The organism is Roseivirga sp. YIW32 (assembly GCF_057219245.1).
Genome location: NZ_JBXVVG010000001.1, coordinates 965,129 through 986,363, shown reverse-complemented (window position 1 = coordinate 986,363; position 21,235 = coordinate 965,129). Strand labels below are relative to the sequence as shown.

Genomic DNA, 21,235 nt, shown 5'->3' with positions numbered 1-21,235 from the left:
TATTGAGTTAATTTAATGATAATAGACATCGTTTATTTATCTCAGCGTTCAATGGCGAGCATCATTAATACAAATCTATCTGGAGATTGCTTCTCCCGACTACTCGGGATCGCAATGACGTTCATTAAAGAGCCACAGACTAGCCATGACTCACCAGAGAGAACCAACAATCCAGAATAGCACCAACAAAGCGCAGGCAAGCATGTGTTTTAAAGGCTGATAAACGTAACGCCTGAGAATCGCATATTTGAGAGCAATCCGTACAATCGTACAGTACAAGAGAAAATAGACAGCCTTTAAATCTTATGCTTTGCGCAGGGAACTGCCGGCACGGCACAGCGGGCGGGTAGAATAAAATAGCAGCTTTGGAACAGGGCGGCCGTGCGGATGCAGATTGGTGCGCGAGAGTTTTTGCTATCAAAAGCAAAAAGCTCTCGTAGCCAATATCGCTGGCCGAAGCGGCTATTTAAAATAAAACTAATTATATAACATGTGCACGAAATGAACTCGTTGAGCAGGGATCAGGAGAACTGAGTTCCATGACACGAATAGTTACGGTCCAGCTTTGCTGGTTAATATAATATAGAATATATAACAGAGTGTCGGGATTAGCTAAGCGTGAATTCCCTTAACATAAAACCTACAGTTATCTCACTAAAGTGTAGATAACGGTTTTATGTGAAATACTCAGCAAGCTTCGTATTGCGGTAATTCACTATGAATGTTATATAATCTATATTATGTTAAATACAATTACTATAAATAAAGGGAAGATCTACTTCCCTTTATTCGCTAATTCTTAATTACCTCCTGCGGCATCCATTTTTGCTAACATCTCATCACGCTTCTCTGGCATATCCAGTTGCTCATAGATAGTAGACAATGGCGCATACAATGCGGTATCTTCCGGCTTTAATTCGTAGCACTTTTCCCAGTATGGTTTAGCTGCTTCGAATTGAGCCTTGGCATCAGCCTTCAATTTGTTGTAGGTCGCGTCATCAACGCTTGGGTCACCTGCTTTACGGAGTGTCGCCGCCGCTTTGTCGTACATGGCCCCACCCAACACATAGTTTGCGTCGAAGTAAGATGCGTCTGCAGCAACAGCTTTCATGCCTACCTCAATAGCTTTCTCCAATTTCTCATCTTGCCAATGTAAAAAGGCCAATTGCGTGTAGGTCTGCACATCCGCTCCACCAGCTGCGATCGCTTTCTCTAAACCTGCAACCGCTTCCGCGATCATGTCGTTGGCGATCAAGACATCCACTTCCCATTTTTTATACAGGGTCTCATCAGGAAAAACAGTTTGTGCTCTACGAATGATCTCCAGGGCTTCATCAAACTCTTCTTTCTGAAGCTTGTATGAGATCACACCGTTATAAGCAAAGTTGGCGTTCTCGTACACCGTATCTGCCTCAGAGAAAATCACTTTCGTATAGTAATTTTCCATTTCATCCTTCAAGTCTGCACCATCAGCCGCATAGCCGGTAAAGAAGTACATCATATCCGATGGATTGATCATGGTAGCGATCTCAAACATTTTGAACGCGGTTTCACTATCCCCTTGGTCTAGGGCGTCGTTACCACCCAACAGCATCCAGCGCTCCAACAATGCCATGGTCTCTGATCCTCCAACTTGTGTAGGTTCGTCTTGCCCAGGCAATTGAGAGATCACAGGTGTTGCCATCATGTCCTCTCTCAGGTTGTCATCGCCTTTCTCCATGGCCATGGCAAAATACTCATAAGCAGCTTGGGCAGCGGCCAGGTCGGTTTTGCCAGAAGCATCCAACTTGTTCATTTCTACCATACCCAAAAGAATGTATACCTCAGGATTATCCTTGGTTTCCGGATGATTGGCCGCTTCTTTGGCCAATTTTACCGCTTCGGCATAGTTCTCTTTCTTAAACTCCTTGTTTGCGTTTTTAAGCACTTTCTTTTGAGCGAAAGCACTCAGCATAACGACTGACAGCATTGCTGTGAAAAATACTCTTTTCATCTTTATAGTCTCTAATTTAGGTTCAAATTAATCTTCAATTTCAGTTGAAGCATCACTTCCTTGTTCTGCTTCATCTGTTTGATTTTCAACAGGTTCTCCTTCTACTTCGATCATTTCTATTTTCTCTACTGAGGAGATCACGTCATTTTCATTCAATCGGATCAACTTTACGCCTTGTGTCGCCCTGCCCATTACCCTGAGCGATTCAACACTTAAGCGAATGGTGATGCCCGATTTATTGATGATCATCAAATCATCGGTATCGATCACCTCTTTGATCGCGACTAAGTTACCGGTTTTTTCAGTAATATTTATGGTCTTAACACCTTTACCGCCACGTTTTGTGATGCGGTAATCTTCAATTGCTGAACGTTTCCCATAGCCATTTTCTGAAACAACCAACAGGTTCGCATCTTCTCTGTTGACACAAACCATGCCAATCACTTTATCGTCATCGCTTTCCAGGCTCACACCGCGCACGCCGGCAGCAGTTCTTCCCATGGAACGCACATCACTCTCGTGGAAGTGAACGACCTTACCCGATCGCTTGCCTATGATGATATGATTGTCACCATTTGTTAGCTTCACTTCGAGTAAACGATCGCCTTCGTTGATCGTAATGGCATTGATGCCATTGGTTCTTGGACGCGAATAGGCCTCCAAAGAGGTTTTCTTGATAGTCCCCTTTTCGGTACACATCACCAAGAAGTTATTGTTGATGTAGTCTTCGTCTTTCAGATCGGCCACATTGATCACCGCACGGATCTTATCCTCTGGTTCAATGTTGATCAAATTCTGGACAGGACGACCCTTGGCTGTCTTCCCTCCTTCAGGGATCTGCCAGATCTTCTTCCAGAATACTTTGCCGAATTCAGTGAATACGAGCAGGTAGTCATGGTTTTTAGCCACAAATAGGTATTCGGTAAAGTCGTCTTCCTTCGACCCCGCTCCTTTTGAGCCCACTCCGCCTCTACCTTGCGTGCGGTACTCCGACAAATTGGTACGCTTGATATAACCCTGATGCGAAATGGTCAATAGCATTTCATCATTCGGGATCATGTCTTCACTGGTGAGGTCATCCGCCGCATAAACGATCTCAGAGCGTCTGTCGTCCCCGTAACGATCTCTGATGTCCGTTAATTCGCCTTTGATGATCTCCATCCTTAGCTCCACTTTCTCCAGCACTTCTTTCAAATGTGTGATGAGCTCCATCAATTCATCGTATTCTTTCTGGATCTTCTCACGCTCAAGTCCTGTCAAACGCTGTAATCGCATTTCAAGAATGGCTTTGGCCTGGATGTCGGACAATTCGAATTTTTCGATCAAGCCAGCCTTAGCTACTTCCGGATCGCGAGACGCACGAATAATCTCAATGATCTCATCGATATTGTCCAGGGCGATCAGGTAGCCCTCTAGAATATGCGCACGTTTTTCGGCTTCACTGAGCTCATATTGTGTTCTGCGTACCACCACGTCGTGTCGGTGGTCCACAAAATGACCGATCAATTCCTTTAGATTTAAAGTGTAGGGTCTGCCTTTTACCAAGGCCACATTGTTCACTCCAAAAGAACTCTGCAGTTGTGTGTACTTGAACAGATTGTTCAACACCACATTGCCGATCACGTCTTTCTTTAATTCATAGACGATACGGAGACCTGTTCGATCCGACTCATCTCGGATGTCAGAGATACCTTCGATCTTCTTTTCATTCACCAAGGCCGCCGTCTTTTCGATCATGCTGGCTTTATTGACCTGATAAGGGATCTCAGTCACAATGATGCGCTCTCTACCGGTGCTGGTGCTTTCGATCTCGGCTTTTGCACGCATAACCACGCGTCCCCTGCCCGTTTCAAAAGCGGATTTCACGCCATTGTAGCCGTATATGATACCACCGGTCGGGAAGTCAGGGGCCTTAACGAACTCCATCAGTTCCGCTATGGTAATGTCCTTATTGTCGATATAGGCGATGATGCCGTCAACGACCTCATTTAGGTTGTGTGGCGCCATGTTGGTCGCCATACCCACTGCGATACCCGAAGAACCATTTAATAAGAGGTTGGGTAGCTTCGCAGGCAATACCGTAGGCTCTTTTAGCGAGTCATCAAAGTTGAGCTGAAAATCGACCGTATCCTTGTTGATGTCATTCAACATTTCTTCAGCAATTCGTCTCAATCGGGCCTCGGTATAACGCATCGCTGCGGGCGAATCACCGTCGATCGAACCGAAGTTTCCTTGGCCGTCAACCAAGGGATAACGCAACGACCACTCTTGTGCCATTCGCACCATGGTATCGTAAACAGAAGAGTCGCCGTGTGGGTGGTATTTACCCAAGACCTCTCCTACAATTCTTGCTGATTTTTTATAGGGTTTGTTCCAGTTGACCCCGAGGTCGAGCATGCCGTACAATACACGCCTATGCACTGGTTTTAAGCCGTCTCTTACATCTGGTAAAGCTCTTGAAATGATCACCGACATTGAGTAGTCGATGTAGGCACCCCTCATCTCATCTTCTATGTTGATCGGGATGATGATTTCCTTGTCTCCTTCTGCCATTTATACTTATAAAAAGTGAATTATCTAAAGCGAGCAAGATACTAAAATTATACTTTCTGACCTCCTTTTTTAATGTGTTTCGAGAGGAGAATTTTGGACGCTTGAGGCAGACACAGTGAGGTATGGTTTGGGGTGCGGGATGCGTGGTGAAGGATGCATGATGAGTGACGCAGGATACGTGGTGGTTGGTGAAGGATACGGGAAGATTGAAGCTTGAAGCTTGAAGCTTGTCCCTTGCAGCTTATGACTTCCCGTCACAATACCCAAGACTCAAGACCCATTACGCAATACCAATAAGGAGACTTTTCGGACCCGAATGCTCGGGATTCTCTGAGTGACGATCCTTAGGGCGTGGTGAAGCATGCATGATGAGTGATGCGTGGTGGTTGGTGAAGGATGCGGGAAGCTTGAAGCTAGAAGCTTGTAGCTCATCACTTCCCGTCACAATACTCAAGACTCAAGACCCATTACGCAATACCAATAAGGAGACTCTTCGGACCCGAATGCTCGGGATCCTCTGAGTGACGATCCTTAGGGCGTGGTGAAGGATGCATGATGAGTGATGCGTGGTGGTTGGTGAAGGATACGGGAAGATTGAAGCTTGAAGCTTGAAGCTTGTCCCTTGCAGCTTATGACTTCCCGTCACAATACCCAAGACTCAAGACCCATTACGCAATACCCAAGACTCAAGACGCTCAACACCATTCATTTAACATTAAACACTCATCACTAAACACTCAACATTAAACACTCAACACTCAATATTGAACTCTCCTCACTCCCCTCCTTTGTTCTTTTTCACCGGAAAATCAAAAGCATCTCCCCTGCCACTATTTCGGCGCTGCCCTGTGCGAGGGTTTTGTTTGCGGTAGAACGGTCGACCTCGGTAGATCTTGCCATTGAAGACATGCTCCATTTGCACCATATCAGCTTTGTACTTACTTCGAGGATAGGTCGGATACTTGAGAATCAGTCCCAGATCTATACTAAAGGTGGTGAAGCGATGCGACACGTTGATCATCTCATTGGCAATGGAATAACTGCGCATCTCGAAAGACGGACGAATGTACCCTTTGAAATACTTGCTCCAGGTGGTCTGAAACATAATGCCCACGTTGAAGAAGGGATCGTAGGTAACAAAACTGTCGTTGATGTCAGTGGTCTTTGAAGACCAAACGCCACCATAGACATCTGCAAAAATGTCAAGATAGCCTACAGAATAGGCATTGTAGCTGACGCTCCCAAAAAGCTTGGTGCTGCTGATCTTCTTATTAGATACAGGATAATTTCCTAGTAAGGGATCGACCTCCTGGCTATGCTCGTTTTCTCGAAATTTGAAGGAACCAAAACTGGCACCGACCCCAATACGGAAAAGGTCTTGATCAAGGTAGCGCTTCTCTCCTGTGCGCTGTTTGTGGGCTTTATCGACCTTTTTGAAACTATAATCTAGCCTGAAGTTCCATGGCGTGGCCCAGCCATTGTTCGCATAAGCAAAATCCACCGTATCGGTCCGTACGATTTGGCTATTGGGGTTGAGGGCATTGACTACAACACTGCTTAAGTTGGTGAACCAATTGGAGTAGGCGTTCACGGGTGTATTAACGGCGGACTCCTCTCCTAAGGGCACAATGAACAAAGCCTCCGTGTCCAAGTCGCGTATCACACTCACACCCGTTAAGGGGGAACGATAGCTGAAATAGCCAAAGCTTTTTTCAATGTGGAAATTAAAGCCATTCAAGAATTGGCGCACCGGATTGACCAGCTGCTTTTCCATGGCCTTTTGCCGATCCGCTTCACTCGGTGCCTCTTGCAGGGTAAAGCCCGATACGCTCGTTTTCTTTTTCTTCTTTTTAAAAATCTGTGCCTCTGCCGGACTCGCGTACAGCAGGAGAAGAAAGAATAAGCAAGAGGTGAATTTGATGATCTTCAAAAGGTCTTTTTCTTATAATGGTAAAAGAAAAGCTTTATTACGGAAGGCACAAAAAAAAGACTGCTTGGCAGTCTTTTCTATTTAGTATGTTAAGGTTGATTAAGAGTCTTATTCAGCAGTCAAAGATGACATGTAGCCGTCGATCTTAGACTTGGCATCGCCGCCACTTTGGTAAGCTTTTTTTACGGCGTTGTACTTTTTAGCGCCAAGCGTATGCGTAGCCAATTGGCTCACTACAGTTTGCGCTGCTTTTTTCTTTTTGTCCACTTGCTTTTGAATGATCGCATAGAATTGCTTTTCAAAATCAGTAGCATCAGCAGGCAATTTGCTTACATCGCCTTTTGCAGCTCCGTCTAACTCAACATAGCGATTACCGTCGATGCCCTCTTGCTTCTCGATCAATTCATTGACCATTGGACTGATTTTGTCCGTGATCGCTTTCTGTGCCATTAAAATGATCGCATAATCTTTGTAATCTTCATCCGTTAAATCCTGAGCATTCACGGCGTTAACAGAAACGAATCCGAACAACAAGAATGCCATCACCACATGAGATAGTTTTTTCATCATAATTTGCTTTTAGTTTTTGAGCTTTCGCTCGCTAGAATTGATACAGTTAGTAGTTTAGTTGTTAATAGCGATACAAAAAAAAGGATTCCATGTTAACATACAAGCCAAAATAGGCCAAAGTTGTTTATTCACAGTCAGAAATCGCGTATTCACCCCTATGTTTAAAATTTTATAACGACTTTTCTATGAATGGCATTGGACTTAATTTTGAAACAAACGAATACCATGAAAAAAGTTTACTACCTCTCCACCTGTGACACCTGCAAACGAATCATGAGCAGCTTAGACCTCAGCGGCTTCCAACAACAAGACATCAAAACAGAGGCCATTACGGCAGATCAGTTAGAACAGATGCACGCCTTGGCCGGATCCTACGAAGCGCTCTTCAGCAAGGTGGCCCGTAAATACCGTGCATTAGGATTAAACGAAAAGGAATTGACGGAAACTGACCTCAAAGACTACCTCTTGAAGGAATACACCTTCCTAAAACGACCAGTTTTCATCATCGGTGATCAAATTTTTATCGGTAATTCAAAAAAGAACGTCGCTGCCCTTCAGGAATTTATCGGGTAAATCTCATTAGAAAGGTCATAATTAGAAGTAAAGTATTGGTTACCCCCCCACTCGCAACTCGAAGCTCATAGCTCATAGCTCGAAACTCTTGGCTCTTTACTAACCAATACTTTTCAGCTCCTTGATCGTCGCTAGCGGATCGATCGACTTGAATACAAAGCTGCCCGCTACGAGCACATCTGCTCCTGCAGCCATCAGCTTGGGTGCATTCTGGGCATTGACGCCTCCATCTATTTCGATCAAGGCTTTCGAATCATTCTCAGCGATGATCTCTTTTAGCTGTTGGACCTTCCTGTAAGTATTCTCAATGAACTTTTGTCCGCCAAAACCTGGATTCACACTCATCATGCACACCAGGTCCACATCAGCAATCACATCTTCAAGCAATTGCACGTTGGTATGCGGGTTGATCGCGACACCTGCCTTGCAATCCATGGCCTTGATGGCTTCGATGCTTCGATGCAAATGAGGACAGGCTTCATAATGCACCGAAATACTGGCTGCACCAGCATCTCGAAATGCTTTCAAGTAGCGGTCAGGCGATTGGATCATCAAATGCACATCCAAGGGTTTTTTGGCATATTCGTTAATGGCCTCGCATACCGGAAAACCAAAAGAAATATTGGGCACAAAAACGCCGTCCATGATGTCGATGTGTATCCAATCTGCATCACTTTCGTTGAGCATTTCAACATCACGCTGAATGTTTGCAAAATCAGCGGCTAAGATCGAAGGGGCAACAATTGGTGAGTCCATCCTTAAAAATAGAAATAACTATTGAATGAGTAGCTTCTTCGTGCGAATTCCGTTTTTACTTTCAATGCGAACCAAGTAAACCCCGGGTTGAAGTCCCCCAACATCAAGGATAATTAGGTTCGTATTGAGCAATTCCTGCTTCATGACCTCCTGCCCGCTTTGATTAATGATCCGCAATTGACGCAAGGTTTCTTTCAATCCATCCCCAATGAGCAGTTGGACCAATCCATCGCTTGATGGGTTTGGATAAAGCCTGACCTCCGATTCGGCCATGCTTTCCTGCAGGGTCAATAGTTCATAGGCTCGTTGAAAATGAGGAATGCCATGCCCTAGCTGATTTGTAGGGTTTTCGTACTGATCTGCCGAACGAATGATCGCTTCGAAGAGCTCATTTTTCTTTACAGTAGGTACTGCATTGAGCAGTCCTCCGGCTAATCCTGCCACCAGCGGCGCCGAGAACGATGTGCCATTCTGAAACTGATACTGGCCGTTCCAATCAACAACTGCGGTGGAAGAACCTAACGCCGCAACTTCCGGCTTCAGTGCACCCTTTGCATTCGGTCCGATCGAACTAAAGAAGGACTTCTCTCCTGTTCTGTCCACAGCTCCTACAGCCATGACATCCGGAACGTCTGCTGGTGCCAGAATCGTTTGCCAGGCAGAAGCTCCAGCATTACCGGCAGAGTTGACCACCAAGATTCCTTTGTTGGCAGCCCATTGGGCCGCTCGCGATACAATGGCCGTCTCTCCATCCATATCTGATGGCGTATAAGACATCGATGGATCGTCAAAGGCGCCATACGCCAAAGAGCTGTTGATAATGTCTACACCCGCACTGTCTGCCTTTTCAGCGGCAAATAACCAGTTGTACTCCTCTACTCTGTATTCGCCGGGTGCCTCAGTGATCGATAAGACATATGAAGCATCAGGAAATGCTCCCCGGAAATTCCCATCATCAGCCGCCAATACACTCAATACACGCGTACCATGCGTACCGGCTCTCTCCACCTGTGTGCTATTGGTGGTGAAATCATGGGCATACAGAATACGCCCTTCATTAATCAGGTCTCCGAAAGCAGGAACCTGTGTATAGTTAGCGAAGCCATCGTCAAAAACTGCCACCAGTACTCCTTCTCCGGTAAATCCTTGTTGATGCATAGAATGAAGCCCTATCATGGCATGCTGGATGTCCGTTGGGCGATTGACATCAGTAGTCGTTACAATAGCCGTCTGCCTTCTTGGTAGCTCCTGATCATGTGATAACCACAGCCCTGGACCAACATATTCCACTGAGCGCACAAAACTCTGGGCTTCAACTTGCGTCCGTTGCTGAGCATCCATTTGTACGATCACGCCATTCATCCATTTGGTGGTAAAAAAGGTCTCTACTCCCAGATCTCGAATGGCTTGGACGTAGTTAGGTGAAACCGGTAAGTCAGATTCGTCGATCACAAGCCCTTCCTTTGTTCTACGCTCCAGGGCTTTCGCCGATAAAAATTCATGAGGGGCATCTATGCGATAAGGCGAATCTGCTTTGTCATTAAAAAAGACCATGTAGCGATCTTGCCCAACTAAAGGGGCGGCATACGTCACTAAAAGAAACAGTAAGAGGTTAATCCTCATCATTTACATTTCCGTGGGCTGTCAATTCCATGCGGATGTACCGACCTGATTTGATCACATCCACCCCTGCAGCGTCGCATCCGGTTTCGAGCGCACTGGCGCAAAGGCTGTACACATTGAATTCTTTGAATACCAACCCGATGCTATCTGCATACACTTCGGTGCGTTGGTCTGGAACAAATAAAATAAGGCAATCGATCGCTCGGTTATTGATCTCTATCTCTGCTGCGTTCAAAAAGGTATTGAACCCAACAGTGAAGGGTTCATTGAACGACTTGGCTTTTATGATCCGTTGGGCCTTATCATTGAACAGGTTGCGATCCAAGGTGCGGGTTGTGTCTGTCGGAAAGATCATTTTAATAAGAGCGACGTTGTTCTCATTCACCACCGCTCGCTGCTCGGTTATTCTAGCCGACCAGACAGAATCTAAAGCCCAGGATGCATTGCTATCGGGCCGTTTGTAACGATACAAGAGTCGAGCGCTTTCCGCATTGGCCGCATCAAAGGATTCACCTACCACCTCGCGCAATTGGTACCTCAAGGTATCTGATCGGTCAACCGCCAAGTAGCGGATCTCAAACACATTGTATTCCCTAAACTTGCCTTCTTCCAAAAAGAAATAAGACTTTCCTGTATCAGGATCTAAGGGTAGAATGGGATCAAAATCAGTAAACTCACTGCAGGCCAGACAGCACAGCACAAGCAGCACCCAAAATATGTTCAGAATCCGTTTTGTCATACGTCGAAACAAAGCTAAGCAATAATCGAAAATCCTTCAGCTTAACTTCAATAACAACTACAGTTGACAACGGTTTCACCCTAATCGGCGAATTCCTTTCCAGTTGGTCATGAAATTTGCCTGCATTCTTTACTTTTGCCCAAGATACTATTGATATGGCCCTAGCAACTTTCGTAAAGATCAATTCAGTCAATAACCTCAGTGATGCCCGCTATTGTGCTGGCATGGAAGTCAACCAACTGGGTTTTGTTATTGACGAAGGACAAGAAAACTACGTTTCGCCAACCGATTTTAACGAATTGACCGGATGGCTATCGGGTGTTGAGCTGGTTGGGGAAATTCTGACCGAGTCAACGAATTTGACAGCAGCCATCGCTGATTATCCTTTGGACGCCATTCAGGTGATGCATCCTTCTCAGCTGACCGAGGCCTTAGCAACAGGGCTCAAAACCATTTTTTGTTCAGATGATTTGGTCACGGCCCAAAGTGTCCTCCAGCAATATCCCGAGGTAGATTATGTGCTTTGGCAAAACAAGGAAGAGGAGCTTACTGGCCAATTGCAGCATTCCGAACGACTGGTGATTGGAGCAGGCTTTACCTCAGAAAATGTCAAAGAGCTGACCAAGAAATACAAGGTAAAAGGAATTGCTATGCAAGGTGGAAACGAAATCAGACCGGGTTTCAAAAATTTTGACGAGCTTGCAGATATACTAGAAGCACTAGATACCGACGAATACATTTAAGCTATGATTCAAAGAACCCTGATTGCCTGCTGCCTTTTCATTAGTTTTTCCCTTTCTTCCTTGGCCCAAGACCTGACCACCTTCATCTTGGTGCGTCACGCGGAAAAAGCCCAGGACGACGACAGAAACCCCAGTTTATCGGAAATAGGTCAGGAACGTGCTGAAAAACTATCGGCCTTGTTAGGCCCGATGGAAATCTCTGCCATCTATTCAACACCTTACAAAAGGACTAGGAATACCGTTGCCCCAATAGCCGAAGAAAAAGAACTTGAGGTAATGGATTATGATTTTCGAAACAACCAATTGATGGCAGAATTGCTGGAAGCTCATCGCGGGGGAACGGTGCTGATCTCCGGACATTCGAATACCACTCCCATTCTGGTGAATGCCTTACTCGGCGAAGAACGTTTTGGCTGGTTGAAGGAAGATGAGTACGATAAAATCTTTATTGTGACGCTCTCTTCATTGGGAAATGCGAAATTGACGCTCCTGTCCTACTGATCATTCGTTGAATGAAGAATTTCTTAGGGTCTAACTATTCCAGATGGCTATTGATCGCCTTCTACGTTTTGGCTGGGATCAATCATTTCATCAATCCCGAATTTTACCTACCCCTGATTCCGCCTGCCTTTGACCAATTGGTTTTAGTCAATGTGCTTGCTGGATTGGCCGAGGTAAGCTTGGGCGTATTGGTGATTCCTTCACAAACCAGAAAATGGGCCGTTTATGGCATTATTGCCCTGTTAATTGCCTTCATCCCCTCTCACATTTACTTTATTCAGATCGGTGGTTGTGTTGACGCCGGCTCATGCGTCCCCGCTTGGGTGGCTTGGATTCGGTTGCTGATCGTACACCCCTTGCTGATCTATTGGGCATGGCAAGTCAGGAAGACTCCGCTGGCGGATGTTTGATCCCTAAAAAGGCCAAGCCGATCAGCGCGCTGACCAAGGAAATTAAGAAGAACAAGGAGGCCAAGGCGACTGCAGAGGTTTGCTCAATGTTAAAATAGGCATAGCCAAACGCAAAGATCGCCTCTCGAATACCAATGCCGCCCGGCAATGAGATGGGTAAAGAGGCAGCAACAGAAGTTACCAAGAACAAGGTCAAATAATCGATGTATCCAAGCTCTACTCCTATGGCCTTTAGGATGAAAAAGGCACAGAGTACCTGTAGTCCTTGAACACCCAAGGCTTGGACATTCGTGATGCCCAACACCTGCTTATAGGTTGGAAACAGGTATTTAACAAAGAAATAGAATAAAGGATAGGCTAGAATAAGGCCTAGCCAAAGCAAAAAGGCCAAATCACCCATCACCTCTCGGCCCGTACCCAGAAAACCTAGCCCCAAGGCTAAAAACCCCAGTGCCACGACACCTGAGATCCTATCAAGTAAGGTCGCTCCGATCAGGCCTTTGACAGGCAATTGGTAGCGTTTGTTCAATAAATAGACCTTATAACCATCTCCTCCGATGCCTCCGGGCAGGAATTGATTGTATAGCATCCCCAGATAATAAAGTTTTAGATTAAATAGCTCTGATAAGTTCAGTGAAAGGGCCCTGAAGAAGTAATTGAGTCGAAAAGCAGAAAGGATCTTTGAGGCATTGAATGCGAGCCATGCCAGGCACAACCACAACCAATTGGCTTGAAGGAGCTGTTCTTTGAACGCTTCAATGTCAATCTTTTGGCTCACCAGGTAGATGGCCAGCACTGCGATAAACAGCTGAACAAGCACTTTGGCCCATCGTTTAGCCTTTTGCTTCTCCAACAAATGTCTCTTTTAGTCGGTAAACGGTTTTATTCTGAGATTCGAAATAGGTCCTCATCATCAATTCCGCTATGATGCCAACGGTAATGAACTGCAATCCCGCCAAGATCATGATCGAGCCCAGCAAGAGCAGCGGTCTTCCCCAAATGTCAGCACCGGTCACGAACTTGTAGATCACCAGGTAAAGGTCGATGAGAAAGCCTAAGCCCAGCGTGATGATGCCTACCCCGCCAAAGAGGTGCATTGGTCTTCTAAAATACTTCTGGAAAAAGATCATCAAAAGCAGATCGGCCATCACCTTAAAGGTTCTGTTAATGCCATACTTAGACTCTCCATGGATGCGCGCATGGTGGTTGACGTCTACTTCTGTCATCTTTGCCCCCTGAAGTTTCGCCAGTACCGGAATAAACCTGTGCAACTCGCCATACAACCCGAGGTTTTTAGCGATATCAGCTCGATAGATCCGCAAGGAACAGCCGTAATCGCTTAGTCGTACGTCCGTCGTGTTGCGAATGATCCAATTGGCGATCTTGCTTGGAAATTTTCTTAAGACAAAACCATCTTTACGATTGGCACGTACACCCGCGACCACATCCATCCCACTTTCTTCCAATTTGGCCATCATGTGAGGGATATCGGCCGGGTCATTCTGTAGATCACCGTCCATGGTGACGATAAATTCTCCTTGAGCCGCATCGATACCGGCTTGCATGGCCGTACTTTGCCCGTAATTCTTATTGAAGATCAACAGCTTTGTGCGGTCATTGGCCACCGACTTGATGTTCTCAATGGTTTTGTCAGTTGATCCATCATCGACCAGAATCAACTCATAATCAATACCTTCAAGGGCCTCGTACTCCTTTTCACATAAAGGAATGACATTGTCTTCCTCGTTATATACTGAAACAACTACCGATAGCTTCATAACCACATTTTGTGTTGCAAAATAAACGAGTTGAAAAAGAATAACCTAACTCAGCCCGAAACTCTCACCAAAAAACGAATTATCTTTCACCCGAAGGCCGTGATTTTCTCCTACTTTTGTGGCTGATGAGGACACATCAAAACTTACTGATCATACTCGCGCTGGCGACAGCGACCGTCTTTGCCAATATTGGTGGATTGGATGTGTATGCCTTGGATGAAGCCAAAAATGCCGAAGCTGCACGAGAAATGTTCAGCTCAGGAGACTATGTTACTCCATACTATAACGGTGAACTCCGTACTGACAAACCGCCTTTGCACTATTATTTCATGTCGGTTGGTTATGCCATTTTTGGTGTGAATGCCTTCGGCGCTCGGTTCATGAATGCGTTGTTTGGGGTGTTGACCGTCCTCATCGTCTTTTTATTTGCCAAGAAACAGTTTGGTGAACGAACAGCCATTTTTAGTGCTTTGGTGCTCATCACCTCCTTGCACTTCAACATGCAAATGCACATGTCAGTCCCGGATCCTTATTTGATCTTCTTTCTGACCTGGGCCTTTTTTAGCTTTTATGAAGCTTATGCAGAGAATCAATGGTGGCAGAAACTTTCGTTCTATTTCGCGATTGGCTGCGGGCTTCTCCTCAAAGGACCTGTTGCTGTCGGGCTGACCGGCTTAACCGCATTGATCTTCTTGATCGTCCGGAAGGACTTAAAGTGGTCAACCATCTGGCGACTTCAACCTTTTGGAGGGCTTTTACTGACATTTGCCGTGGCGATTCCTTGGTATTGGGCTGTTCATCAAGCGACCGATGGATTGTGGACCGAGGAGTTTTTCTTCAAACACAACTTCTCACGGTATTCTGAGGCCATGGAAGGACATCAGGGAATCTTTTTGCTCACTTTTGCTTATGCTTTTCTATTGGGCATGTTGAGCTATTTACCTTTTATTCCTCAAGCCATTAAACATGCGTTCAAGAACGGTGCGGCCTTGGCTTACTTGCTCACCGGAACAACTGTGATCTTGGTTTTTTTCTCATTGGCCAGTACAAAACTTCCCAATTACACCACTCCTGCTTATCCCTTGTTGGCTCTATTGATAGGTCATTACATCGCCTCCCTTGATGATGCTTTTTTCAAGCGAAGGAGCAATTATGCCTTGTATATTCTCTATGCGCTCATTTTGATTGCACTTCCGTTTGGCATTTATTTCGGTTTACAAACGGACCCGGCCCTGGATCATCTCAAAAAATTATGGATCTACTTCCTTCCTACTGGTCTCTTGGGCCTTTACCTGCTTCGCATTTTGATGCAAGAGAAAGGGCTGCAACTCGCTATTAAGGTCAATATGGCCGTTTGGATGGCGACCATTTTGATATTCTTTTACTTGGCTTTTCCCCAGGTGGATGCAGAAAATCCCACAAGAAAGCTCATTCCGCAGATGGATACAGCATTGCCCATTGTTTCTTATGCCAGGCTCAATCCGGCATTTGTCTTTGAGCTGCAACGTATCATTCCCCGTTATGCGAGCCTCGAGGAATTGAAAGAAGCCATAGAGGATGTACCAAAAGGATACATTATTTCTCGCACAACTTACCGAGAAGAACTCGAACAGCTTGAGGGTGTGGTCTTCATTGATCAAGCCAAGGATACCTTTGAAAACCCTACCTCTTTATTGATGTATTGGGAAAGGGATTAGATTAGTTCTTTAATAACCCGCGCTGAAGCTTTGGTCGGTCTTCGTATCGTTTCATGATTCCTTGCGCCAATAATACCGAGAGAATGCCAAATATGGCACCAAATAAGATGTCTCGACCAAAGTGCTGAAGAATATAGACCCTGGAAAGCCCAACGAAAACAGCAGCAAGCAAAAGCGATAATTGCACGGTTGTGCGTTTCGTTATCAGCATTAAGAAAAAGCAAAGAGTAAAAGCTGATGCCGTATGCCCTGAGGGAAAACTATTGAACGACCTGACCACTACCCCATCTACAAAATGAAGCTGCTCAATAATGGATGCGAAGTAACGCTGAGGACGGGGTTCACCTGCAAATAAAACTTGCTTGAATAGGTGCACAAAGACCGTTTGAAACGCAATGGCCATCAGGAAAGTGAAGAAGCGGTAATAATTTTGAAAGAGAAAAAGAAGCGCCACAAGGCCTAAGACAACCCCGTCACCAACGTAGGTCCAATACCGAAAGAATACATCTCCAACTGCTGTATGCCGTCCGTTCAACCAAAGAACAAAGTCACCATGGGCTGTAAAGGCTAGATAGATGCCAAATAGCACCAATGATCCGGCGGTTAACCATTGAACCGGTTTGCTGATCTGATGAAAGCTCATGCCTTAAATTTAAACCTCATGTACTTGATGGAGGTACCCAAGGCCAAGTATTTTTCCTCAAAATTCGTTTGAATACCTTGCGTATGCATCTGCAGGTCGCTGTCATACAGGTCGAATGTGTAGGACAGATCCCTTATGTCGGTTCGTTCTTCCAACACACTGAGGGTATATTCAAAAAGCCCTTGGTTATCAGTTTTAAAATTGACGACACCGTCTGTTTTGAGGATCTCTTTGTACATCTTGAGGTAGCGTGGTGAGGTTAAACGGCGCTTGATGTCTCGATCTTTTGGACGAGGATCTGGGAACGTTACCCAAATTTCATCGACTTCATTGGTCTCGAAGAATTGATCGATCTGTTGAATTTGAGCACGTAGAAACACAGCATTGCCAAGCTTTTGCTCAATGGCTTGCGTGCTTCCCACCCATAAGCGATCGCCTTTCACATCCACGCCTACATGGTTGCGCTCTGGGTATCGTTTGGCTAAGCCTACCGTATATTCGCCCTTACCACATCCCATTTCAACGGTAATGGGTTGCGCTTTTTCAAATACCTCCTTGTTCCAATTGCCTTTTAAGGATTGGTAGATCGGCTTGTCGTCTTGTAAAACGTTCGGCCTGTCTTGATTTTCGGTGAATCGTTTGAGTTTTGCCCTTCCCATTACAAATCATTGATCTCTGCAACCACAAAGGTACTACCTCCTATGAAGATCAGGTCTTTATCGCTCGCCTGTTTTTGTGCAAAAGCAATGGCCTCATTGACATCTTCGATATAATCAGCTGTTCGCTGAAGCTTGGCTACCTGCGCTTTTAACTCTTCGAGCGGCATCCCTCTTAGTACATTAGGCTTCGTAAAGACCAGATGTGCCTCTTCCGGAAGCCCTTGTAACAGTTCGGTTACTTGTTTCTCTTTGACAAAGCCTAAGACCATCCAAAGCTGATCGTGTGGCAAACTCTTCAACTGAGGAATCAAATAGGCAAAGGCCTCGTTATTGTGTCCAGTATCGGCAATGGTGAGCGGCGCCTGATGCAGTACTTGCCAACGTCCTTTAAGTCCCGTGAAACGCATGACATCTCCAAGTCCCTTTTCAATGTGATGCGCTTCAATAGACCAACCCATTTCTTGCAGCTTAGCAATAGCCGCCAACACCGCCCGCTGGTTCTTCGCTTGATAAGTTCCCTTGAGATCTGAAGGATAGGTTTTTGTTTGCGTGTTCTCCGCAAAAATGAGTTCGGCCCCTATTGCTTTCGCTTTTTGCTCGAAAACCGGGGCTGTTTCTGGATGATGTTCCCCGATAACCACCGGTGTGGCTGCTTTGATGATGCCTGCCTTTTCGGCCGCGATCAACGGAAGGGTATCGCCTAGCATGTCTACATGATCGAAGCCAATGTTGGTGATCAAACTCAATACGGGGTGAATGACATTTGTGGAATCGAGTCTCCCTCCCAAGCCCACTTCGATCACTGCCACATCAACCTTTTGTTTCGCAAAATGATCAAAGGCCATGGCCACTGTCATTTCGAAGAAAGAGGGTTGCAGCTCTTCAATGAACCCCTGATGGTTTGCAATGAACTCGATCACTTCATTTTCCGAAATCAATTCCCCATTGATCTTGATTCGCTCTCTGAAGTCTTTTAGGTGAGGGGAAGTATATAAGCCTACCTTAAGACCAGCCGCTTGCAAAATGGAAGCCAGCATGTGCGAGCAGCTGCCTTTGCCATTGGTGCCGCCTACATGAATACTTTTAAATTGGTGTTGAGGTGATTCCAAGTGGTCACAAAACGCAATGGTATTGCTTAAATCCTTCTTGAATGCTGATTTGCCTTGCCGTTGATACATCGGTAAAGCAGAAAACATAAAGTCTAAGGTCTGCTGATAATTCACGGCGCGAAGATACTAGGCTTGTTAGAAAGGAATCAATTATTCTTGATAACGATTGTGACTGTTCCCTTTGATACACCATTAAATATTCTACTTTGATCCTTTGGCTCAAAAGTAAACTTCATAATCTGTCTTTGATAAAAAGCTACAATATTTTGGTCTCCGATTGACGAACCTGCTCCTGGTTTTAAATAGGCACGTCGGACTATTCCCCGATCATCAACTTCAATGGTGAAGACCATCTTACCTCCTACCTGAGAATCGTCTCTTTCAATCTTTCTTCCAACTAAGCTCCATCCTTCGAGACTATAACTAAGACCATCGGCATCAGCTTGTCCTTGAGTATCTTTATTTCCATCTTTACTGCCCTGATTCCCCATCAAACCCCGTTGATCACCTTGGTTGTTGGAGCTTTGCTCTGTGCTGGCCGAATCAGTTTTCTTGCCGCCCATCAATGCCCGATTATCCACTTTTGGCTTTGGCTTTTCTACCGGTGGCTGTTCTGCTTCTTTCTTCTCTACCGCTTCTTCTTCTTTTTTCTCCTGTGTTTCCTCTTTCTTTTCTTCCACAACAACCTCTGATTTCTCAGTAGTCACTGGGTCTTTGACCACTTCTTTTACCTCCTCTTTGACTTCTTTTGTCTCTTGAGGATCCGTTTTGGTCACCGTTTCCGGTGGTGTAGCTTCTTCTACTACTTCTTCTTCAGCCGACTCTTCTTCTTCAGTCTCTTCAGTGGCATCCGGTAATTCTTCTTCCGCAGTATCTTCAACTAAGGCTTCATTTTCTCTTTCCGTATCACCGCTCCCTTCTTCTTGAAAACCAAGGTTCAATTCAATACCGTATTCAGGAATTGGCGGATCAGGCTCTCTCCAGGCCACCAAGAGCAAGAAAACAAGCACCAAGGAGGCATGGATGATCCCTGAAGCGATCAACCCGAATTTCTTATCCTTTTTTTCTTGTTCTGACATTATTTGGAAGGTCTTGTCACCAAAACGGTCTTTTGCTTCAATTTATTGGCGATACCACCAACATAAGCGAACTCACCAGTAGGCACCGTTTCGTCGATGTACAGACTCAAAGTTCCTTCTTGTTCACCCACTAAGGCATTCAATTCTGCTTCTAAGGTGCTTTTCTGAATTTCGCGGTCATTGAGCACATAACGCAAATCGGCTGTGATGGACAAGCTGTTCTTTTGCATGACAATGCTTGAAGAGGCCGCTGCAGGCAAATTCACCGGCAATCCCGAGGGGGTGATGAATGAAGCGGTCAACATGAAGAAGATCAATAACAGAAAAACGATGTCTGTCATCGACGACATGCTGAAATTTGATTCGACCTTATGTTTTGTCTTGATATCCATTTATTGCGGCTCTTGTAATAAATCAATGAAATCGATCGATGTATACTCCATGTAATGGATCGCCTTCTGCACTTTTGATACCAAGTAGTTATAACCCAGATAGGCGATGATACCGACCACCAATCCGGCTGCCGTTGTGATCATTGCTTCGTAAATTCCAGTAGACAATAACTTTGGACTAACTGATCCCTCTTCGTTCGCAATGGCGATGAAGGCTTGGATCATGCCCGAAACTGTCCCCAAGAAACCGATCATAGGTGCTGCACCCGCAATAGTTGCCAACAACGACAAGTTCTTCTCGAGCTTGTAGACCTCGATCTTGCCCACATTTTCTATGGAAGCCTCAATGGTTTTGAGCGGACTTCCGATCCGACTGATTCCTTTCTCAATCATCTTCGCAATCGGCGATTCGGTTTGGGAACACAGCAACTTTGCCCCGTTCACATCTCCATTGATCACTAATTCTTTGATCTTGTCCATGAATTCAAAAGGCGTTTTAGATGCACGATTCAAATTGCGCAAACGCTCGAAATAAATGTAAATGGCCATGGCCCAAAGGATCACCAGAGGGACCAACCAAAAACCTCCCTTAAGTAAGAGATCAAAGAATGAGATAATACTCTCACTGGATTCAACACTGGTTGAATCTCCTGTAACGACTTCTTGAATGAATAACATATTAATATTTAACGACCCAGATATCTTCTCCAAATTGAGTTTTAGACGTCTCTTTAGACGCCTCTGCCTGACCTCTATCTGCACTGGCAGCAACGGCTACCCGGTGGTAGACAAAATCACCCACTGGCGCCAGCAGGTAAGCATTTTTACCTGATGCAACAATGGATTTGGCTTTGTCTTCGGCAAGGTCTACATCATAGAAACTTCCGACAACAACATAGAAACGTCCGTCAGGGGCAGAAATTGTATATAGTGCTGCCTCTGGTGCCAGCGCCGGTTTAGGTTCCGGTTCGGGTGCTGGTTTAGGCGTTGGTTTTGGCTGAACCTGTTCCTTTTTCACTGGTTCTGGAGTAGGTTCTTCCTTGTCAAAAACAAAAAAGTACAATAAGACAGCGATGACCAGAACGACCAATACAATGACCAACCACAGCAGGCCTCCTTTCTTTTCCTCTTCCTCTTCTTGAGGCGGATCATTAGGCGTTTCTTTTGTATTTTCAGCGGCATCAACGACGGGAACAACGATTGGTGTCTCCTCTTCCTTTTCCTCTTCTTTCATGTCTGAACTTTCAATGGCCTCGGCTTTTTCTTCTTGGACAGGTTCCAATTCATCCACCTGTTCATCCAGATTGACATCATCTAAGGAGATATCATCCAGTCCAAAATCGTCATCTGTGACTTTGGGCTCTTCTTTTTTCGGAGGAACAGGTTTTTTTCTTGGCGCTCCGCGTTTTTTTGATGCGGGCTTCGCCTTGTTCTTATTTTCTTCGTCTTTCGAGCTATTGCTTTTCTTTTTAGCAGCCATAAAATGT

General features: G+C 45.3%; 21 protein-coding genes. 5 read left to right on the top strand and 16 right to left on the bottom strand.

The window, feature by feature from the left end:
- Positions 1-799 precede the first annotated feature (799 nt).
- The 4 genes from AC2D6U_RS04795 to AC2D6U_RS04780 form a co-directional block, all read right to left on the bottom strand.
- Complete coding sequence (locus AC2D6U_RS04795; protein ID WP_484719810.1) at positions 800-1,993, bottom strand: hypothetical protein; 1,194 nt, start codon at positions 1,991-1,993, stop codon at positions 800-802.
- 27 nt (positions 1,994-2,020) lie between these two features.
- Positions 2,021-4,546, bottom strand: a complete 2,526-nt coding sequence (gyrA, locus tag AC2D6U_RS04790; protein WP_484719809.1) for a DNA gyrase subunit A — start codon at positions 4,544-4,546, stop codon at positions 2,021-2,023.
- Positions 4,547-5,321: 775 nt separating this feature from the next.
- On the bottom strand, positions 5,322-6,476 hold the full coding sequence (locus AC2D6U_RS04785) for a hypothetical protein (protein ID WP_484719808.1): 1,155 nt from the start codon (positions 6,474-6,476) through the stop codon (positions 5,322-5,324).
- 108 nt (positions 6,477-6,584) lie between these two features.
- On the bottom strand, positions 6,585-7,046 hold the full coding sequence (locus AC2D6U_RS04780; RefSeq protein WP_484719807.1) for a hypothetical protein: 462 nt from the start codon (positions 7,044-7,046) through the stop codon (positions 6,585-6,587).
- A 225-nt stretch (positions 7,047-7,271) separates the two neighbouring features.
- Between AC2D6U_RS04780 and AC2D6U_RS04775 the strand changes: the two genes are divergently transcribed.
- Positions 7,272-7,619: an arsenate reductase family protein gene (locus tag AC2D6U_RS04775; protein WP_484719806.1), complete on the top strand. Its 348-nt coding sequence runs from the start codon at positions 7,272-7,274 to the stop codon at positions 7,617-7,619.
- Positions 7,620-7,718: 99 nt separating this feature from the next.
- Here AC2D6U_RS04775 and rpe read toward each other — a convergent pair whose 3' ends face one another.
- Genes rpe through AC2D6U_RS04760 form a run of 3 tightly spaced genes read right to left on the bottom strand, consistent with a single transcriptional unit; the run spans position 7,719 to position 10,737 of the window.
- Positions 7,719-8,375, bottom strand: coding sequence for a ribulose-phosphate 3-epimerase (gene rpe / locus AC2D6U_RS04770; RefSeq protein WP_484719805.1), 657 nt, complete (start codon positions 8,373-8,375; stop codon positions 7,719-7,721).
- 18 nt (positions 8,376-8,393) lie between these two features.
- Positions 8,394-10,001, bottom strand: coding sequence for a S8 family peptidase (locus tag AC2D6U_RS04765; protein ID WP_484719804.1), 1,608 nt, complete (start codon positions 9,999-10,001; stop codon positions 8,394-8,396).
- Positions 9,988-10,737 (bottom strand): L-threonylcarbamoyladenylate synthase, encoded by a 750-nt coding sequence (locus AC2D6U_RS04760; protein WP_484719803.1) that lies wholly within the window; start codon positions 10,735-10,737, stop codon positions 9,988-9,990. Before AC2D6U_RS04760 ends, AC2D6U_RS04765 begins: the two co-directional genes overlap by 14 nt.
- A 155-nt stretch (positions 10,738-10,892) precedes the next feature.
- On the opposite strand from AC2D6U_RS04760, the gene AC2D6U_RS04755 reads away from it, so the two are divergent.
- From AC2D6U_RS04755 to AC2D6U_RS04745, 3 genes are read left to right on the top strand one after another with little or no spacing between them, the layout of a single operon-like run.
- Positions 10,893-11,480, top strand: coding sequence for a beta/alpha barrel domain-containing protein (locus AC2D6U_RS04755; protein WP_484719802.1), 588 nt, complete (start codon positions 10,893-10,895; stop codon positions 11,478-11,480).
- Between the two features lie 3 nt (positions 11,481-11,483).
- Positions 11,484-11,981 (top strand): SixA phosphatase family protein, encoded by a 498-nt coding sequence (locus AC2D6U_RS04750; protein ID WP_484719801.1) that lies wholly within the window; start codon positions 11,484-11,486, stop codon positions 11,979-11,981.
- An 11-nt stretch (positions 11,982-11,992) separates the two neighbouring features.
- Positions 11,993-12,391 carry a DoxX family protein gene (locus AC2D6U_RS04745; RefSeq protein WP_484719800.1) on the top strand — a complete coding sequence of 133 codons (399 nt, stop codon included), beginning with the start codon at positions 11,993-11,995 and terminating at the stop codon, positions 12,389-12,391.
- On the opposite strand, the gene AC2D6U_RS04740 is transcribed toward AC2D6U_RS04745, so the two are convergent.
- Positions 12,363-13,244, bottom strand: coding sequence for a lysylphosphatidylglycerol synthase transmembrane domain-containing protein (locus tag AC2D6U_RS04740; protein WP_484719799.1), 882 nt, complete (start codon positions 13,242-13,244; stop codon positions 12,363-12,365). The two genes, AC2D6U_RS04745 and AC2D6U_RS04740, sit on opposite strands and share 29 nt — an antisense overlap.
- On the bottom strand, positions 13,225-14,169 hold the full coding sequence (locus tag AC2D6U_RS04735; RefSeq protein WP_484719798.1) for a glycosyltransferase family 2 protein: 945 nt from the start codon (positions 14,167-14,169) through the stop codon (positions 13,225-13,227). The genes AC2D6U_RS04740 and AC2D6U_RS04735 overlap by 20 nt, the downstream gene beginning before the upstream one ends.
- A gap of 125 nt (positions 14,170-14,294) precedes the next feature.
- Between AC2D6U_RS04735 and AC2D6U_RS04730 the strand changes: the two genes are divergently transcribed.
- Entirely contained in the window at positions 14,295-15,866 is a 1,572-nt protein-coding gene (locus AC2D6U_RS04730; protein WP_484719797.1) for an ArnT family glycosyltransferase, read from the top strand.
- A gap of 1 nt (position 15,867) precedes the next feature.
- Here AC2D6U_RS04730 and AC2D6U_RS04725 read toward each other — a convergent pair whose 3' ends face one another.
- The 7 genes from AC2D6U_RS04725 to AC2D6U_RS04695 are packed head-to-tail and all read right to left on the bottom strand — an operon-like array spanning position 15,868 to position 21,228.
- Positions 15,868-16,509 (bottom strand): phosphatase PAP2 family protein, encoded by a 642-nt coding sequence (locus tag AC2D6U_RS04725; protein WP_484719796.1) that lies wholly within the window; start codon positions 16,507-16,509, stop codon positions 15,868-15,870.
- On the bottom strand, positions 16,506-17,168 hold the full coding sequence (gene trmB / locus AC2D6U_RS04720; protein WP_484719795.1) for a tRNA (guanosine(46)-N7)-methyltransferase TrmB: 663 nt from the start codon (positions 17,166-17,168) through the stop codon (positions 16,506-16,508). The genes AC2D6U_RS04725 and trmB overlap by 4 nt, the downstream gene beginning before the upstream one ends.
- Positions 17,168-18,391, bottom strand: a complete 1,224-nt coding sequence (locus tag AC2D6U_RS04715; RefSeq protein ID WP_484719794.1) for a bifunctional folylpolyglutamate synthase/dihydrofolate synthase — start codon at positions 18,389-18,391, stop codon at positions 17,168-17,170. Before AC2D6U_RS04715 ends, trmB begins: the two co-directional genes overlap by 1 nt.
- A 32-nt stretch (positions 18,392-18,423) precedes the next feature.
- Positions 18,424-19,356 (bottom strand): hypothetical protein, encoded by a 933-nt coding sequence (locus AC2D6U_RS04710; protein ID WP_484719793.1) that lies wholly within the window; start codon positions 19,354-19,356, stop codon positions 18,424-18,426.
- Positions 19,356-19,748, bottom strand: coding sequence for an ExbD/TolR family protein (locus AC2D6U_RS04705; RefSeq protein WP_484719792.1), 393 nt, complete (start codon positions 19,746-19,748; stop codon positions 19,356-19,358). Before AC2D6U_RS04705 ends, AC2D6U_RS04710 begins: the two co-directional genes overlap by 1 nt.
- Positions 19,749-20,426 carry a MotA/TolQ/ExbB proton channel family protein gene (locus AC2D6U_RS04700; protein ID WP_484719791.1) on the bottom strand — a complete coding sequence of 226 codons (678 nt, stop codon included), beginning with the start codon at positions 20,424-20,426 and terminating at the stop codon, positions 19,749-19,751. It lies immediately after the preceding gene.
- A 1-nt stretch (position 20,427) separates the two neighbouring features.
- Complete coding sequence (locus AC2D6U_RS04695; protein WP_484719790.1) at positions 20,428-21,228, bottom strand: SPOR domain-containing protein; 801 nt, start codon at positions 21,226-21,228, stop codon at positions 20,428-20,430.
- Positions 21,229-21,235: the final 7 nt, after the last annotated feature.